The organism is Shigella sp. FJ200513 (assembly GCF_040495915.1).
GTDB lineage: Bacteria > Pseudomonadota > Gammaproteobacteria > Enterobacterales > Enterobacteriaceae > ECMA0423.
Genome location: NZ_JBDYCV010000014.1, coordinates 40,528 through 56,027 on the forward strand (window position 1 = coordinate 40,528; position 15,500 = coordinate 56,027).

At 51.3% G+C, this 15,500-nt stretch carries 18 protein-coding genes and 4 pseudogenes; 13 read left to right on the plus strand and 9 right to left on the minus strand.

The window, feature by feature from the left end; genetic code table 11:
- Positions 1-13 precede the first annotated feature (13 nt).
- From fliJ to rcsA, 10 genes and pseudogenes are all read left to right on the plus strand, one after another.
- Positions 14-361 (plus strand): annotated as a pseudogene (fliJ, locus tag ABZJ92_RS05185) (flagellar export protein FliJ); the annotation flags it as partial.
- Complete coding sequence (locus ABZJ92_RS05190) at positions 358-1,485, plus strand: flagellar hook-length control protein FliK (RefSeq protein ID WP_000620124.1); 1,128 nt, start codon at positions 358-360, stop codon at positions 1,483-1,485. The pseudogene fliJ and the gene ABZJ92_RS05190, both read left to right, overlap by 4 nt.
- Before the next feature lie 104 nt (positions 1,486-1,589).
- A complete protein-coding gene (fliL, locus tag ABZJ92_RS05195; RefSeq protein WP_000133106.1) occupies positions 1,590-2,054 on the plus strand; it encodes a flagellar basal body-associated protein FliL in 465 nt (154 codons plus the stop codon).
- 4 nt (positions 2,055-2,058) lie between these two features.
- Complete coding sequence (gene fliM, locus ABZJ92_RS05200; protein ID WP_005048779.1) at positions 2,059-3,063, plus strand: flagellar motor switch protein FliM; 1,005 nt, start codon at positions 2,059-2,061, stop codon at positions 3,061-3,063.
- Entirely contained in the window at positions 3,060-3,473 is a 414-nt protein-coding gene (fliN, locus tag ABZJ92_RS05205; RefSeq protein WP_001282086.1) for a flagellar motor switch protein FliN, read from the plus strand. Before fliM ends, fliN begins: the two co-directional genes overlap by 4 nt.
- 2 nt (positions 3,474-3,475) lie before the next feature.
- Complete coding sequence (gene fliO / locus ABZJ92_RS05210; protein WP_001298519.1) at positions 3,476-3,841, plus strand: flagellar biosynthetic protein FliO; 366 nt, start codon at positions 3,476-3,478, stop codon at positions 3,839-3,841.
- The gene (gene fliP / locus ABZJ92_RS05215) at positions 3,841-4,578 is read left to right on the plus strand and encodes a flagellar type III secretion system pore protein FliP (protein ID WP_001253318.1); all 738 of its coding nucleotides are present in this window, start codon (positions 3,841-3,843) and stop codon (positions 4,576-4,578) included. Before fliO ends, fliP begins: the two co-directional genes overlap by 1 nt.
- A gap of 9 nt (positions 4,579-4,587) precedes the next feature.
- Entirely contained in the window at positions 4,588-4,857 is a 270-nt protein-coding gene (gene fliQ / locus ABZJ92_RS05220; RefSeq protein ID WP_000187358.1) for a flagellar biosynthesis protein FliQ, read from the plus strand.
- An 8-nt stretch (positions 4,858-4,865) separates the two neighbouring features.
- Positions 4,866-5,651, plus strand: coding sequence for a flagellar biosynthetic protein FliR (gene fliR, locus ABZJ92_RS05225; protein WP_000983188.1), 786 nt, complete (start codon positions 4,866-4,868; stop codon positions 5,649-5,651).
- Between the two features lie 284 nt (positions 5,652-5,935).
- Positions 5,936-6,559 (plus strand): transcriptional regulator RcsA, encoded by a 624-nt coding sequence (rcsA, locus tag ABZJ92_RS05230; RefSeq protein ID WP_000103994.1) that lies wholly within the window; start codon positions 5,936-5,938, stop codon positions 6,557-6,559.
- A 43-nt stretch (positions 6,560-6,602) separates the two neighbouring features.
- Here rcsA and dsrB read toward each other — a convergent pair whose 3' ends face one another.
- Positions 6,603-6,791, minus strand: coding sequence for a protein DsrB (dsrB, locus tag ABZJ92_RS05235; protein ID WP_000867216.1), 189 nt, complete (start codon positions 6,789-6,791; stop codon positions 6,603-6,605).
- A gap of 162 nt (positions 6,792-6,953) precedes the next feature.
- On the opposite strand from dsrB, the gene yodD reads away from it, so the two are divergent.
- Positions 6,954-7,181, plus strand: a complete 228-nt coding sequence (gene yodD / locus ABZJ92_RS05240) for a peroxide/acid resistance protein YodD (RefSeq protein ID WP_005048789.1) — start codon at positions 6,954-6,956, stop codon at positions 7,179-7,181.
- Between the two features lie 297 nt (positions 7,182-7,478).
- Positions 7,479-8,294: pseudogene (locus tag ABZJ92_RS05245) on the plus strand (mannosyl-3-phosphoglycerate phosphatase-related protein).
- On the opposite strand, the pseudogene dgcQ reads toward ABZJ92_RS05245, so the two are convergent.
- The 3 genes and pseudogenes from dgcQ to ABZJ92_RS05260 all read right to left on the minus strand — a co-directional run bounded on the left by dgcQ (position 8,291) and on the right by ABZJ92_RS05260 (position 11,334).
- Positions 8,291-9,985, minus strand: a pseudogene (gene dgcQ / locus ABZJ92_RS05250) (cellulose biosynthesis regulator diguanylate cyclase DgcQ). The pseudogenes ABZJ92_RS05245 and dgcQ overlap by 4 nt on opposite strands.
- 170 nt (positions 9,986-10,155) lie before the next feature.
- Positions 10,156-10,338, minus strand: a complete 183-nt coding sequence (locus ABZJ92_RS05255; protein WP_000009302.1) for a YodC family protein — start codon at positions 10,336-10,338, stop codon at positions 10,156-10,158.
- A gap of 78 nt (positions 10,339-10,416) precedes the next feature.
- Complete coding sequence (locus ABZJ92_RS05260; protein ID WP_000922688.1) at positions 10,417-11,334, minus strand: DUF808 domain-containing protein; 918 nt, start codon at positions 11,332-11,334, stop codon at positions 10,417-10,419.
- Positions 11,335-11,506: 172 nt separating this feature from the next.
- Here ABZJ92_RS05260 and yedA point away from each other — a divergent pair, with 172 nt between their 5' ends.
- Complete coding sequence (gene yedA / locus ABZJ92_RS05265) at positions 11,507-12,427, plus strand: drug/metabolite exporter YedA (protein ID WP_001212270.1); 921 nt, start codon at positions 11,507-11,509, stop codon at positions 12,425-12,427.
- On the opposite strand, the gene vsr is transcribed toward yedA, so the two are convergent.
- From vsr to ABZJ92_RS05290, 5 genes and pseudogenes are all read right to left on the minus strand, one after another.
- Complete coding sequence (gene vsr, locus ABZJ92_RS05270) at positions 12,416-12,886, minus strand: VSPR family DNA mismatch endonuclease (protein WP_000228688.1); 471 nt, start codon at positions 12,884-12,886, stop codon at positions 12,416-12,418. The two genes, yedA and vsr, sit on opposite strands and share 12 nt — an antisense overlap.
- Complete coding sequence (dcm, locus tag ABZJ92_RS05275; RefSeq protein WP_001157215.1) at positions 12,867-14,285, minus strand: DNA-cytosine methyltransferase; 1,419 nt, start codon at positions 14,283-14,285, stop codon at positions 12,867-12,869. The genes vsr and dcm overlap by 20 nt, the downstream gene beginning before the upstream one ends.
- A gap of 66 nt (positions 14,286-14,351) precedes the next feature.
- Positions 14,352-14,853, minus strand: a pseudogene (locus tag ABZJ92_RS05280) (HD domain-containing protein).
- A 78-nt stretch (positions 14,854-14,931) separates the two neighbouring features.
- Positions 14,932-15,189 (minus strand): cell division protein DrpB, encoded by a 258-nt coding sequence (drpB, locus tag ABZJ92_RS05285; RefSeq protein WP_032155863.1) that lies wholly within the window; start codon positions 15,187-15,189, stop codon positions 14,932-14,934.
- Positions 15,190-15,500 (minus strand): IS3 family transposase (locus ABZJ92_RS05290; RefSeq protein ID WP_152029267.1); only part of this gene is annotated, 311 nt, incomplete at its 5' end.

The following is a 15,500-nucleotide window of genomic DNA, read 5'->3' on the forward strand; positions in this document are numbered from 1 at the left end:
CAGGAGATAACGGCAGATGGCGGAAGAACAGCTCAAAATGTTGATCGATTATCAGAATGAATATCGCAATAACCTCAATAGCGATATGAGTGCCGGGATGACCAGCAACCGCTGGATCAACTATCAGCAGTTTATCCAGACGCTGGAAAAAGCCATTACTCAGCATCGCCAGCAACTTAATCAGTGGACGCAGAAAGTTGACATTGCCCTGAACAGCTGGCGAGAAAAGAAACAACGTTTGCAGGCCTGGCAGACACTGCAGGAACGGCAATCCACGGCGGCACTGCTTGCAGAAAACCGCCTCGATCAGAAAAAGATGGATGAGTTCGCCCAGCGCGCCGCCATGAGGAAACCTGAATGATTCGCTTAGCGCCCTTGATTACCGCCGACGTTGACACCACCACATTGCCTGGCGGCAAAGCCAGCGATGCTGCACAAGATTTTCTCACGTTGTTGAGCGAAGCATTAGCAGGCGAGACAACAACTGACAAAGCGGCCCCCCAGTTGCTGGTAGCAACAGATAAGCCCACGACAAAAGGCGAGCCGCTGGTCAGCGATATTCTTGCCGATGCGCAACAAGCGGATTTACTGATCCCTGTGGATGAAACACTTCCTGTCATCAACGACGAACAATCCACATCAACACCGTTAACCACCGCTCAGACGATGACGTTGGCTGCGGTGGCTGACAAAAATACGACAAAAGACGAAAAAGCGGATGATCTTAATGAAGACGTCACCGCAAGTCTGAGCGCCCTTTTTGCGATGTTGCCGGGTTTTGACAATACGCCCAAAGTGACTGATGCACCGTCAACCGTGTTACCGGCAGAGAAACCAACGCTCTTCACAAAACTGACTTCTGCGCAACTCACTACAGCACAGCCTGATGACGCCCCCGGCACACCAGCTCAGCCATTAACACCGCTGGTAGCAGAAGCCCAGAGTAAAGCGGAAGTCATCAGCACGCCTTCGCCGGTGACCGCTGACGCCAGCCCGCTAATCACTCCACACCAGACACAGCCACTGCCCACCGTCGCCGCGCCTGTTTTGAGTGCACCGCTGGGTTCTCACGAATGGCAACAATCATTGAGCCAGCATATTTCGCTGTTCACCCGCCAGGGGCAACAAAGTGCAGAGTTGCGTCTGCACCCACAGGATTTAGGTGAAGTGCAAATTTCCCTCAAAGTGGATGATAACCAGGCGCAGATCCAGATGATTTCACCGCATCAGCACGTACGCGCCGCCCTGGAAGCAGCGCTGCCGGTACTGCGTACGCAGCTGGCCGAAAGTGGCATTCAGTTAGGGCAAAGCAACATTAGTGGCGAAAGCTTTAGTGGTCAGCAGCAGGCCGCTTCCCAGCAACAGCAAAGCCAACGCACAGCAAACCATGAACCTCTGGCGGGGGAAGACGACGATACGCTTCCGGTTCCCGTCTCTTTACAAGGGCGTGTAACAGGTAACAGCGGCGTTGATATTTTCGCCTAACGTCAGAGGTAGCACCGTAATCCGCGTCTTTTCCCCGCTTTGTTGCGCTCAAGACGCAGGATAATTAGCCGATAAGCAGTAGCGACACAGGAAGACCGCAACACATGACTGATTACGCGATAAGCAAGAAAAGCAAGCGATCGCTTTGGATCCCGATTCTGGTATTCATTACCCTCGCGGCCTGTGCCAGCGCAGGTTACAGCTACTGGCATTCGCATCAGGTTGCCGCTGACGACAAAGCGCAGCAACGCGTCGTGCCCTCCCCGGTCTTCTATGCGCTGGATACCTTTACGGTCAATTTGGGCGATGCGGATCGCGTGCTTTATATCGGCATAACCCTGCGACTGAAAGATGAAGCAACCCGCTCGCGGCTGAGTGAGTATTTGCCGGAAGTCCGTAGTCGCTTGCTGTTACTGTTTTCACGTCAGGATGCTGCCGTACTGGCGACAGAAGAAGGCAAGAAAAACCTGATTGCCGAGATTAAAACCACACTTTCCACCCCGCTTGTTGCCGGGCAACCGAAACAGGATGTCACCGACGTGCTGTATACCGCTTTTATTCTGCGATAACGACATGGGCGATAGTATTCTTTCTCAAGCTGAAATTGATGCGCTGTTGAATGGTGACAGCGAAGTCAAAGACGAACCGACAGCCAGTATTAGCGGCGAAAGTGACATTCGTCCGTACGATCCGAATACCCAACGACGGGTTGTGCGCGAACGTTTGCAGGCGCTGGAAATCATTAATGAGCGCTTTGCCCGCCATTTTCGTATGGGGCTGTTCAACCTGCTGCGCCGTAGCCCGGACATTACCGTCGGGGCCATCCGCATTCAGCCGTACCATGAATTTGCCCGCAACCTGCCGGTGCCGACCAACCTGAACCTAATCCACCTGAAACCGCTACGCGGCACAGGGCTGGTAGTGTTCTCGCCGAGTCTGGTGTTTATCGCCGTGGATAACCTGTTTGGCGGCGATGGACGCTTCCCGACCAAAGTGGAAGGTCGCGAGTTTACCCATACTGAACAGCGCGTCATCAACCGTATGTTGAAGCTGGCGCTGGAAGGCTATAGCGACGCCTGGAAAGCGATTAATCCGCTGGAAGTTGAGTACGTGCGTTCGGAAATGCAGGTGGAATTTACCAATATCACCACCTCGCCGAACGACATTGTGGTTAACACGCCGTTCCATGTGGAGATTGGCAACCTGACCGGCGAATTTAATATCTGCCTGCCATTCAGCATGATCGAGCCGCTACGGGAATTGTTGGTTAACCCGCCGCTGGAAAACTCGCGTAATGAAGATCAGAACTGGCGCGATAACCTGGTGCGCCAGGTGCAGCATTCACAGCTGGAACTGGTGGCCAACTTTGCCGATATCTCGCTACGCCTGTCGCAGATTTTAAAACTGAAACCCGGCGACGTCCTGCCGATAGAAAAACCCGATCGCATCATCGCCCATGTTGACGGCGTCCCGGTTCTGACCAGTCAGTACGGTACTCTCAACGGTCAGTATGCGTTACGGATAGAACATTTGATTAACCCGATTTTAAATTCTCTGAACGAGGAACAGCCCAAATGAGTGACATGAATAATCCGGCCGATGACAACAACGGCGCAATGGACGATCTGTGGGCTGAAGCGTTGAGCGAGCAAAAATCAACCAGCGAAAAAAGCGCTGCCGACGCGGTGTTCCAGCAATTTGGCGGTGGTGATGTCAGCGGAACGTTGCAGGATATCGACCTGATTATGGATATTCCGGTCAAGCTGACCGTCGAGCTGGGCCGTACGCGGATGACCATCAAAGAGCTGTTGCGTCTGACGCAAGGGTCAGTCGTGGCGCTGGACGGTCTGGCGGGCGAACCGCTGGATATTCTGATCAACGGTTATTTAATCGCCCAGGGCGAAGTGGTGGTTGTTGCCGATAAATATGGCGTGCGGATCACCGATATCATTACCCCGTCCGAGCGGATGCGCCGCCTGAGCCGTTAGTGATGAATAACCATGCTACTGTGCAATCTTCCGCGCCGGTTTCTGCTGAGCCACTGCTGCAGGTGAGCGGCGCACTCATCGCCATTATTGCCCTGATCCTCGCTGCTGCCTGGCTGGTAAAACGGCTGGGATTTGCCCCTAAACGCACTGGCGTTAACGGTCTGAAAATTAGCGCCAGTGCTTCGCTGGGCGCGCGTGAACGGGTCGTGGTGGTCGATGTGGAAGATGCACGGCTGGTGCTCGGCGTTACCGCAGGGCAAATCAATCTGCTGCATAAACTTCCCCCTTCAGCACCAACGGAAGAGATACCGCAGACCGATTTTCAGTCGGTCATGAAAAATTTGCTTAAGCGTGGCGGGAGATCCTGATGCGTCGTTTGTTTTCTGTCGCACCGGTCCTTCTCTGGCTGATTACGCCCCTCGCCTTCGCGCAACTGCCGGGTATCACCAGCCAGCCGCTACCTGGCGGTGGACAAAGCTGGTCGCTCCCGGTGCAGACGCTGGTGTTCATCACCTCGTTGACGTTCATTCCAGCGATTTTACTGATGATGACCAGTTTCACCCGCATCATTATTGTTTTTGGTTTATTGCGTAACGCGCTGGGAACGCCCTCCGCGCCACCTAACCAGGTATTGCTGGGGCTGGCACTGTTTTTGACCTTTTTTATTATGTCGCCAGTGATCGACAAAATTTATGTCGATGCGTACCAGCCATTCAGCGAAGAGAAAATCTCAATGCAGGAGGCGCTGGAAAAAGGGGCGCAGCCGCTGCGTGAGTTTATGCTGCGTCAGACCCGCGAGGCAGATTTAGGGTTGTTTGCCAGACTGGCGAATACCGGCCCGTTGCAGGGGCCTGAAGCTGTGCCGATGCGCATTTTGCTCCCGGCCTACGTGACCAGCGAGTTGAAAACCGCATTTCAGATAGGCTTCACGATTTTCATCCCTTTTTTGATTATCGACCTGGTGATTGCCAGCGTGTTGATGGCATTGGGGATGATGATGGTTCCCCCCGCCACCATTGCTCTGCCCTTTAAACTGATGCTGTTTGTACTGGTGGATGGCTGGCAATTGCTGGTCGGTTCGCTGGCGCAGAGCTTTTACAGCTAGAGAGGCAAAATGACACCTGAATCGGTCATGATGATGGGAACTGAAGCGATGAAAGTCGCGCTGGCACTGGCAGCCCCGCTGTTGCTGGTAGCGCTGGTCACGGGCCTTATCATCAGTATTTTGCAGGCAGCCACGCAGATTAACGAAATGACGCTGTCGTTTATTCCGAAAATCATCGCCGTATTTATCGCCATCATTATTGCCGGACCGTGGATGCTCAATCTGTTGCTGGATTACGTCCGCACCTTGTTCACTAACCTGCCGTATATCATCGGGTAGCCCGTACAATGATGCAGGAGACAAGCGATCAATGGCTTTCCTGGTTAAGCCTGTACTTCTGGCCGTTACTGCGCGTGCTGGCGCTCATTTCTACCGCGCCAATTCTGAGCGAACGCAGCGTGCCGAAACGGGTAAAACTGGGTCTGGCAATGATGATCACGTTCGCCATTGCCCCATCATTACCTGCCAACGATGTTCCTGTTTTTTCGTTCTTTGCTCTGTGGCTGGCCGTACAGCAGATCCTGATCGGCATTGCGCTTGGTTTTACCATGCAATTTGCCTTTGCCGCTGTGCGAACCGCTGGCGAAATTATCGGTCTGCAAATGGGGCTGTCATTTGCGACATTTGTCGATCCTGGCAGCCATCTCAATATGCCCGTTTTAGCGCGCATCATGGATATGCTGGCATTACTGCTGTTCCTGACATTTAACGGTCATTTATGGTTGATTTCACTGCTGGTCGATACCTTTCACACCCTGCCGATTGGTAGCGAACCGTTGAACAGCAATGCGTTTCTGGCACCCACCAAAGCAGGGAGTTTGATTTTCCTTAACGGGCTGATGCTGGCGTTACCGCTCATTACTCTGTTGCTGACCCTGAATCTGGCATTAGGTTTACTGAATCGTATGGCCCCGCAATTATCCATTTTTGTTATTGGATTTCCATTAACTCTGACTGTCGGCATCTCTTTAATGGCGGCATTAATGCCGTTAATTGCGCCTTTTTGCGAACATTTATTCAGTGAAATTTTTAATTTGCTGGCTGATATTATTAGTGAATTACCATTAATATAATTCCGTAACGTTTATCATGCTACCCTAAGGATTATCCGAAAAATAATATCTGCGAACATCTTCCAGGATACTCCTGTAGCGAAATATTTGTTTTAAGCTCACTCACATATCGCAACATTTACTTTAAGACAATTCCAGGCAAATTATACAACACTTTACGGGATAGTAAGTCCGCCTGAAAAATTGCGAGAGTGGCGCATTAGGTGACCCATGTTGTTCCGTTTAGTCATGATGAAATATTCAGGTAAGGGGAATTATCGTTACGCATTGAGTGAGGGTATGCCATGTCAACGATTATTATGGATTTATGTAGTTACACCCGACTAGGTTTAACCGGGTATCTGTTGAGTAGAGGGGTTAAAAAAAGAGAAATCAACGACATTGAAACCGTTGATGACCTTGCCATAGCTTGTGATTCACAGCGTCCTTCAGTGGTGTTTATTAATGAGGACTGTTTCATCCACGATGCTTCTAACAGTCAGCGCATCAAGCACATCATTAATCAACATCCCAATACGTTATTTATCGTTTTTATGGCAATTGCCAATGTTCATTTTGATGAATATCTATTGGTCAGAAAAAATTTATTGATCAGTTCTAAATCGATTAAACCGGAATCTCTCGACGATATCCTTGGCGATATTCTGAAAAAAGAGACAACGATAACCTCGTTTTTAAATATGCCGACGTTATCATTGAGCCGAACCGAATCGAGTATGTTGCGAATGTGGATGGCAGGTCAGGGAACCATTCAAATCTCCGACCAAATGAATATCAAAGCCAAGACCGTTTCATCGCATAAAGGTAATATTAAACGTAAGATCAAAACGCATAATAAACAGGTTATCTACCATGTCGTCCGACTGACGGATAATGTGACTAATGGTATTTTTGTCAACATGCGCTAACACATTCTGACTGGTGGTTTCCCACCAGTCAGGCTGAATAAGATTACTCTGCTTTCTCAACAAAGATACCGTCCTGATGCCCTGCTTCATTAAAGAACCAGATGCCGAGCGGGTAGTCTTCCAGCGCAACCAGGTACATTGTGCCTTCACTAAACTCCTCAACTGCCAGTACCACTCCAGGACGACGCGGACCGCCATCCGTTTTGACTGTTACCCGATCATTCACCTTCATCGTTTTCCTCCTGTGGCTTTGTGCCAGTGTAGAACAATTTCGTTTTTCTGGCAGCGCCAAGCGCGCGCGAGTGCTGATTTTCTCGACGGTCTATACTTAAGAGATGCCAGGCGGACTTAACGACTGGCGGCAACAACAGAGTAACGGTTGCGAGGAAAGATGATGAAAACCGCAAAAGTGTACAGCGATACCGCAAAACGTGAGGTCAGCGTCGATGTCGATGCCCTGCTGGCGGCGATCAATGAAATTAGCGAAAGCGAAGTTCATCGCAGCCAGAACGATTCTGAACACGTTAGCGTCGATGGACGTGAATATCATACATGGCGTGAATTGGCGGATGCCTTCGAACTGGATATTCATGACTTCAGCGTCTCTGAAGTGAATCGTTGAATGCACAATAAAAAAATCCCGACCCTGAGGGTGTCGGGATGAAACTTGCTTAAGCAAGAAGCACTTAAAAAATTCGTTACACCAGGAAATCTGATGTGTTCATCACCTTATCTGCAATTTTTTTCGCTGACAAGAAAATATTCGCGCTATGAATGATTAACGCTACTTATGAATAGAAATGTGACGCGCGTCACCCCTTGGTGGCTCTGGTGTCAACGGGATCGCTCCCGAAAAAATCATCTTTGATTATTTGTGCTGTTTTGAGAATCATCCTGGTAAGGGGAGTACTGCGCGACCATGTTTTCAATTCAACAACCACTACTGGTTTTTAGCGATCTTGATGGCACCCTGCTGGACAGTCATAGTTATGACTGGCAACCGGCAGCCCCCTGGCTCAGCCGTTTACACGAAGCCAATATTCCCGTCATTCTCTGTAGCAGTAAAACTTTAGCGGAAATGCTGTACTTGCAAAAAATGTTGGGGCTACAAGGCTTACCGCTGATTGCAGAGAATGGCGCAGTGATCCAGCTTGCTGAACAATGGCAGGATATAGACGGTTTTCCACGCATCATCTCAGGTATTAGCCATGGCGAAATCTGCCAGGTTTTAAATACGCTACGCGAGAAAGAACATTTTAAATTCACGACTTTTGATGATGTCGACGATGCAACCATTGCCGAATGGACGGGATTAAGCCGTAGCTAGGCGGCGCTGACGCAGCTGCATGAGGCGTCGGTAACGCTAATCTGGCGCGACAGTGACGAGCGTATGGCACAATTTATCGCTCGTCTGAACGAACTGGGCTTGCAGTTTATGCAGGGTGCGCGCTTCTGGCACGTACTGGATGCCTCTGCCGGAAAAGATCAGGCTGCCAACTGGATTATCGCGACCTATCAACAATTGTCAGGCAGACGCCCAACCACACTTGGCCTGGGCGATGGGCCAAACGATGCGCCTTTACTGGAGGTAATGGATTACGCGGTGATTGTGAAAGGGCTAAACCGTGAAGGGGTACATCTGCATGATGAGGATCCGGCCCGCGTCTGGCGAACGCAGCGTGAAGGACCGGAAGGCTGGCGTGAAGGGCTGGACCATTTTTTCTCCGCCCGTTAAGCGTTATCGCTCGCGAATACCCGATTGCGCCCGGCCTGTTTTGCGAGGTAAAGCCGACGGTCGGCCAATGACTGGAGTTGTTCAAAATCATAATCACCGGTTTCCTCGCTGCTACTTACCCCCAGCGAGGCACTGATGCGTATCGTTGTACTCTTGGCGATCAGCATCTCTTTTTCATTTAACTTCAGGCGAATACGTTCTGCGACCTCCGCAGCCTGCGTCAGATTCGCGCCTGGCAGAATCACACAAAACTCCTCACCACCGACCCGCCCGGCAACGTCCTGCGCACGCAAGGAACTGCTAATTAATCCGGCAGCATGAGAAAGAACACGGTCGCCCGCCTGATGACCAAAGCGGTCATTAATCGCTTTAAAATGGTCAAGATCGACCTGAATGACAGAAAAAGGATGTTGGTGCGTCTGACACAATTTAGCGAGCGGACGGGCTTTTTCGAACAGTGCGCCACGGTTATATAAACGCGTTAAGGTGTCGTGCCACGCCTGCCACTGCAACGAGCTTTGCAGAACATACATGTTGCTGACCATCCGGCGAATCACATACCAGGAGAGGAGTAACATGGTGGTAAAGAGCGCCCACAGCAGGGTTAATGCAATGCTGATACTGCCGAAATCGCCGCGCACGCCTTCGCTTAGCGTATGGACGCGCGCCAGCACACCGTCGAAATGGTCCAGACGTTCCCAGCTAACATAGCGACTGTCCATACGAATGCCGCCCCGCGTGTCATGTTCCATTGCCTGCGCCAGCAAGGCCAGTTCACGAGGATCAAAAATATTCCCTGTTGGATGGTCAGGATTGGAAGAGGTCAAAAATCTCAGCTTACTGTCATAGAGCTGATACTCACCATCGAGGTTTTTATCGATGGCGTTTCTTAAAAATTGCTGCATAGTACGCACGGGAATACTCATCCCCAGCACGCCATACCAGTAGTTATTACTGTCTACCGGAACACTGACGGTAACCTGCGGTTCAGTATTGCTGGCGTGTTCCGGTTGCGAAGTGAACCAGCGTACCGCGCGGTGACGATTTTCTCGTTGCGAATGGCCGATAAACCAGGGTTGGGTGACATAGCCGTAATAACGCGTTGGTACATTGCGCGTAAACAAGGTCGGCTGCGTCGAAACGTAAAATCCAGCACGCGAGACATACATCGCCTGTTCAACCATCGACGAGGAGTTGTGCGCCAGTCGCAGCAAGTAACCAACTTCCAGTGCAGCGGTAATTTCATTGTCGAGGCTTTCATTTTCGCGAGACAGGAAATTCCCCTCGCTGACTAATGCATCCGATACGCCATTGACTGGCAGGGTGCGCCGTCGGTTGAGTTCGATTTGCCAGGCGTGCTCGTCGCGATGCTGTTCGAACTCGGTTACGGCATTACGCAGAGAGGTGAAATCCAGTGGCGCCACGAGAGCTTCGCGCATGCCATTACGCAAAAAGATCAGTTTGTCGACGTTATACTGCAAATGCTTATCGAGCGCGTTGGCTACGTTTTCCAGATGATTACGCTAGCTGGAGATATAGGCATCTTCCAGCACCACCACTTCACGCCAGGTGAGCAAGGTGGAAAAAAGCAATACCACGATAAAGCAGAGATTAACGACATGACCGGGCCCCAGGCGGCGTGCGAGTTTTTTCAACCAGCTCTGGTTTTCCATTTTTGTCTCGTGCTGCACCCTGACGACTCCCAACCTGCTTTTTTATGATTCTGGCATAACCCGGCAATAGCGTACCGCAAAACAGCGATAATTTTATAATGGTGGCATGATAAGACGCGACTATCATTCATTGCAGGCATTGGGACACCAGGCCGGATGTGATCCGGCCTGGTGTTAATGATACCCTTTCAAACTTCTTCCGCAGAACGACTCCCCTCCCCCGGAACAAGATCGGTTTCATGAAAAGCTTCCCGCTTGACCCCGTAACCGTCATACCAACGACACTCAACCATACCGCTGGAGTATCCAGTGACAATCATCCGCGGGCCGCCCTCTTTAACCGTAACTTCCTCACTAACCATAAAGCTCATACTCGCCTCCTTTTTTCGAGTGAAACTTGTTCACCTTAGTTGAAGATGGCGAATTTTGCATAATAGCCAGTGCGAGTATTAATGTGCCTGACCGCGCATTTTCGCTACTGCTTTCACTCCCAGCACCACGATGCCGCCGATGATAAATCCAAGAATCAGATTTAAAACAGTCGGTAATATCATCGCCACCACTGCACTTTGCTGCCCGGCGATATGTTCAATAGCGTGATGCAGCGGCGCAATACCATGTACCACAATCCCGCCGCCGACGAGGAACATCGCCAGCGTGCCGACAATCGATAATGCTTTCATCAGCCAAGGCGCGATAATCAATAACCCTTTACCTAATGCCTGCATCAGCGCGCTAGATTTTTCCGCCAGCCAATACCCTAGGTCATCAATCTTAACGATAACCCCTACCAGACCGTAGACGCCCACGGTCACTACCAGCGCGATGCCTGAAAGCACCAGCACCTGATTAAGCAACGGCGCCTCTGCCACAATCCCCAGCGTGATGGCGACGATTTCCGCAGACAAAATAAAATCGGTACGAATCGCCCCTTTAATTTTGTCCTTTTCAAACTTCAGCGGATCCTGCGCCGCCAGCTTCTCCAGACGCTGCTGGCTCTGCGCTGGATCTTCTTTATGTTTACGCGCCTCCAGCATATGCAGCACTTTCTCTACCCCTTCAAAGCAGAGAAACGCGCCACCAATCATCAACAGTGGCGTAATCGCCCACGGGATAAACGCACTGATGATCAGCGCCAGCGGCACCAGAATCACTTTATTGATCAGCGATCCTTTCGCCACGCCCCAGACCACGGGAAGTTCCCGGTTGGCCCGCACGCCTGAAACTTGTTGCGCATTGAGCGATAAATCATCCCCTAATACACCGGCGGTTTTCTTCGCCGCCAGTTTGCCCATCACAGAGATATCGTCCAGCAGTGTGGCGATATCATCGAGCAACGTCAGTAAACTACTCCCGGCCAAAAGCATTCCCTCTCATTTTTATTGTTGAAGGGTGTAAGTATGAAGCAAAAACGGCAGCTCTGATACTTGCTTCACAGGTCAACATTTATTTAACAATCAAGTGCAATTATATCTCTCGCCAGCAGAATGATTTTCACGTTTACTATGAACCACCTTTTTATTTCCGCCGTGAGGGATTATGCGTTTCCGCCAGTTGTTACCGCTTTTTGGCGCGCTGTTTGCGTTGTATATCATTTGGGGCTCAACCTATTTTGTCATTCGGATTGGCGTGGGAAGCTGGCCTCCGTTAATGATGGCGGGCGTTCGATTCCAGGCAGCCGGTATTTTATTGCTGGCATTTTTGCTACTGCGCGGACACAAACTTCCCCCGCTACGTCCGCTGCTCAATGCCGCGCTGATTGGCCTGTTATTGCTGGCTGTCGGTAATGGCATGGTGACGGTTGCCGAACATCAAAATGTTCCTTCCGGCATCGCCGCCGTAGTGATTGCAACCGTGCCCCTCTTTACCCTGTGCTTCAGTCGCCTGTTTGGCATTAAAACGCGCAAACTGGAATGGGTGGGTATTGCCATTGGGCTTGCCGGAATCATCATGCTCAATAGCGGTGGAAATTTAAGCGGCAATCCGTGGGGCGCGATTCTGATTTTAATCGGCTCGATTAGCTGGGCGTTTGGCTCAGTTTATGGCTCGCGCATTACCTTACCTGTAGGGATGATGGCGGGTGCGATTGAGATGCTGGCGGCAGGCGTGGTGTTAATGATCGCATCGATGATTGCGGGTGAAAAACTGACGGCGCTCCCTTCCCTGTCAGGCTTCCTTGCGGTCGGCTATCTGGCGCTGTTTGGTTCGATTATCGCCATTAACGCTTATATGTATTTAATCCGTAATGTCAGTCCGGCTCTCGCCACCAGCTACGCCTACGTTAACCCGGTGGTCGCGGTCTTGCTGGGTACGGGACTGGGTGGCGAAACGCTGTCGAAGATTGAATGGCTGGCGCTCGGCGTAATTGTTTTCGCGGTGGTACTGGTCACGTTGGGAAAATATCTCTTCCCGGCCAAACCCGTTGTCGCGCCAGTTATTCAGGATGCATCAAGCGAGTAAATGAATCCCCTGCGTGTCGATCTGCGCGCTGGCACCTTCGCCGCAGATCCACTCTTCCAGACGCTCGGTAAGCGCCGCATCCGTCAGCTTCTCGCGCCTACGTAACGCACACTCCCAGACAATCAGTACGCGCCAGCCGAGCTCCTGCAAGCGACTGATATCGCGGCGATCGCGTTCAACATTTTTACCTATCTTCTCCAGCCAGAACTCAGTTCGAGTCGCAGGCACTTTAAACAGATAGCAGTGATGATGATGCCAGAAGCAGCCGTGGGTAAATATCACGCAGCGATATTCATCAACGACAAAATCCGGGCGTCCGGGCAGACTGGCGTCCTGAACGCGAAACGCAAGGCCCTGCCCGGTTAACAAACTGGCGAGGCGCTTCTCAATCGCCGTATCACGCGTGGCAATCGCGCGCATATTTTTGCTGCGGGTGGCCTTATCGTGAACGTCGACCATGTTGTGCCTCTTGCTGACGCAACGCCACCGCCTGTTTGATTTTTGGCTCAAGCAGTTTTGCCACCGCGGCAAAGACCGGCACGACCACCGAGTTGCCGAACTGGCGATAGGCCTGAGTGTCCGAAACCGGAATGCGGAATTTCGCTTCTCCCGGCGCTTCAAAACCCATTAAGCGCGCGCATTCACGAGGCGTTAACCGACGTGGACGATGTTGCTGATTCAGCGGATCGTCAAAGTCTTTCTCACCCGTGGCCATATCCCAACCGCGATCGATTAAAATTTCCGCGCCATCTTTGTAATAACGAGCAGACAGCGTACGGGTGACGCTTTGCGGATTGTTCGGATAAACCATTCCATAACCGAAGCCGTTACCGCGCGCCTGATGTTTTTTCGCATATCGATAGAGGTACTTCCACAGCACCGGCGTCAGGATATATTTCGCCTCAACCATCGGGTCCAGCAGCTGCGCCAGCGTCACTCGCTGTGCAGGGAAACATTCGCTGATATCACGCAGAGTAAAATCGGCTTTCAGATTCAGATCGCGACGAAAACCCACCAGCACGATGCGTTCACGGTGCTGCGGCAGGAAATGTTTACCATCGATGATTTTCGGATCGTCCGGCCCGTTATCTTCTGCATCGGCAACGTCATAGCCCAGTTCGTCCAGCGTCTGCATGATGATGCGGAACGTTTTTCCCTTATCGTGACTCTTCAGGTTTTTGACGTTTTCGAGCACAAACATCGCCGGACGACGCGCGTCGATAATGCGCACCACATCAAAGAACAGCGTGCCCTGGGTATCGCAGGCAAAACCGTGCGCCCGCCCGAGCGAGTTCTTTTTCGATACGCCAGCCAGCGAAAATGGCTGACAAGGGAAACCGGCCAGTAAAACATCGTGTTCAGGAATGTGTTGACGAATATGTTCCGCCGCCGCCTCATCACTCACGCCTTCTTGATGACTGAGGGTGATGTCGCGGATATCTTCATTAAAATGATGCGTCGCCGGGTCGCAATAATGGTTGGCTTTATAAGTGCGTACCGCATGTTTGTTCCATTCGCTGGTAAACACGCACTGTCCACCAATCGATTCAAAACCACGACGGATGCCGCCAATTCCGGCAAATAGATCGATAAAGCGAAACGCATAATGCGGATGATGTTCCGGTGGTTTGGGTAACAACGTTTGCAGATGGGCAAACTCTTTCTCACTTAAACGGTGCCATGCCGAGTCATTCGCCAGCGCACGTTTTAAAATTGCCGCGCTCCAGTGATTCTCACCCACACCATTAAGCTGCGCCACCAGCATTTTAACATCATAAATTTGCAGCAGTTTCTCCAGCATTGCCTGTGCGGCATTCCCGGTGCTGTATGAATCGGTTACTGATATATTTTCCTGCATAGATTTAACCGGCCATCTGAGATGGCCGACAGGTTAACATAATTACTGCCGTTTAGGGCCACGCGCTCAGCCAGCGGGTGAAAACGCATCTATCACCTTGTGATCGATACCTTCATTCTCCCCCGCCAGTTCGGCACCGAGCTTCGCCATCAAACAGCGCCAAGCTCAATGCCCCTGAAACGGCAAATACGCGCGCCAGGCCAATCGCCCCCAGGGCTTCCAGCCGATCCGCATCCTGGACGATTTTAGCTTCCGTTGTTAAGGGGGCGATTTGCGCGCTGAAACTGTGAGCGGCAATGGCATGACAAACGGCCTCAATTTTCTCCGCCGGAAATTGCACGAACTCTTCACGGAGCAGGCGACGCGTCTCTTCTGCCGCCAGGATTGAAGAACGCTGCCGTTGCGGATGATTTTTCGCCAGGCTCACGATATCGTGAAAATAACAGGCGGTTAAAATCACCAGCATATCGACATCGTCATCTGCCGCCAGTTTCTGTGCCGTAGCCCAGACACGGCGAAAATGACACAGGTCATGCGCCGCGTCCTGATGTTGATGATGGTTTTTCAACCAGTTCTCGAACTATGCCTGCCAGTGTTGTAACTCCATACGCGCTCCGTTGCCAAAGAGTCTCAACCTTAGCAGTTTTTATTCATAGCGTCTGCAACGTGCGGGACGAGGTCGGGTGTACCATGCAATGCCGCCTAACAAGGCACCAACCAGGGCCATAAACAGAAATCCGACCAATGCTCCTAACCACTTCCCCGCGGTAGATCCTAAATCACTTTCAAATCCCGACACGGGGGCATCGGGGATCCGGCTCATCACCCAGATGTATCGCGCCATTGCCCAGACGAAATAGCCACACCATGTATAGAAAGCCCACAATGAATCGCCACGGATAATCTAGACACTTCCGAGCCGTTGATAATACTGGTTTTCATATTCTGTCGGTGACATCTGTTCGCTAGAACCATGCCGACGCTTACTGTTATAAAACATTTCGATGTAATCAAAAATATCACTGCGGGCTTCTTCCCGCGTTCCGTAGATCTTTTTCTTTATCCGTTCACGTTTCAACAACTGGAAAAAACTTTCTGCAACCGCATTATCATGGCAGTTACCGCGACGGCTCATGCTACCCTCCAGGCCGTGTGATTTCAGGAACGACTGCCACTCATGGCTTGTGTACTGACTGCCCTGATCCGAATGAACCA

Coding starts and splice junctions, on each gene's coding strand:
- vsr (WP_000228688.1), bottom strand. CDS start 12,886: ATGGTCGACGTTCACGATAAGGCCACCCGCAGCAAAAATATGCGCGCG.
- fliR (WP_000983188.1), top strand. CDS start 4,866: ATGATGCAGGAGACAAGCGATCAATGGCTTTCCTGGTTAAGCCTGTAC.
- fliN (WP_001282086.1), top strand. CDS start 3,060: ATGAGTGACATGAATAATCCGGCCGATGACAACAACGGCGCAATGGAC.
- fliM (WP_005048779.1), top strand. CDS start 2,059: ATGGGCGATAGTATTCTTTCTCAAGCTGAAATTGATGCGCTGTTGAAT.
- ABZJ92_RS05260 (WP_000922688.1), bottom strand. CDS start 11,334: ATGCTTTTGGCCGGGAGTAGTTTACTGACGTTGCTCGATGATATCGCC.
- fliL (WP_000133106.1), top strand. CDS start 1,590: ATGACTGATTACGCGATAAGCAAGAAAAGCAAGCGATCGCTTTGGATC.
- rcsA (WP_000103994.1), top strand. CDS start 5,936: ATGTCAACGATTATTATGGATTTATGTAGTTACACCCGACTAGGTTTA.
- fliQ (WP_000187358.1), top strand. CDS start 4,588: ATGACACCTGAATCGGTCATGATGATGGGAACTGAAGCGATGAAAGTC.
- yedA (WP_001212270.1), top strand. CDS start 11,507: ATGCGTTTCCGCCAGTTGTTACCGCTTTTTGGCGCGCTGTTTGCGTTG.
- dcm (WP_001157215.1), bottom strand. CDS start 14,285: ATGCAGGAAAATATATCAGTAACCGATTCATACAGCACCGGGAATGCC.
- dsrB (WP_000867216.1), bottom strand. CDS start 6,791: ATGAAGGTGAATGATCGGGTAACAGTCAAAACGGATGGCGGTCCGCGT.
- fliP (WP_001253318.1), top strand. CDS start 3,841: ATGCGTCGTTTGTTTTCTGTCGCACCGGTCCTTCTCTGGCTGATTACG.
- fliO (WP_001298519.1), top strand. CDS start 3,476: ATGAATAACCATGCTACTGTGCAATCTTCCGCGCCGGTTTCTGCTGAG.
- ABZJ92_RS05190 (WP_000620124.1), top strand. CDS start 358: ATGATTCGCTTAGCGCCCTTGATTACCGCCGACGTTGACACCACCACA.
- yodD (WP_005048789.1), top strand. CDS start 6,954: ATGAAAACCGCAAAAGTGTACAGCGATACCGCAAAACGTGAGGTCAGC.
- ABZJ92_RS05255 (WP_000009302.1), bottom strand. CDS start 10,338: ATGAGCTTTATGGTTAGTGAGGAAGTTACGGTTAAAGAGGGCGGCCCG.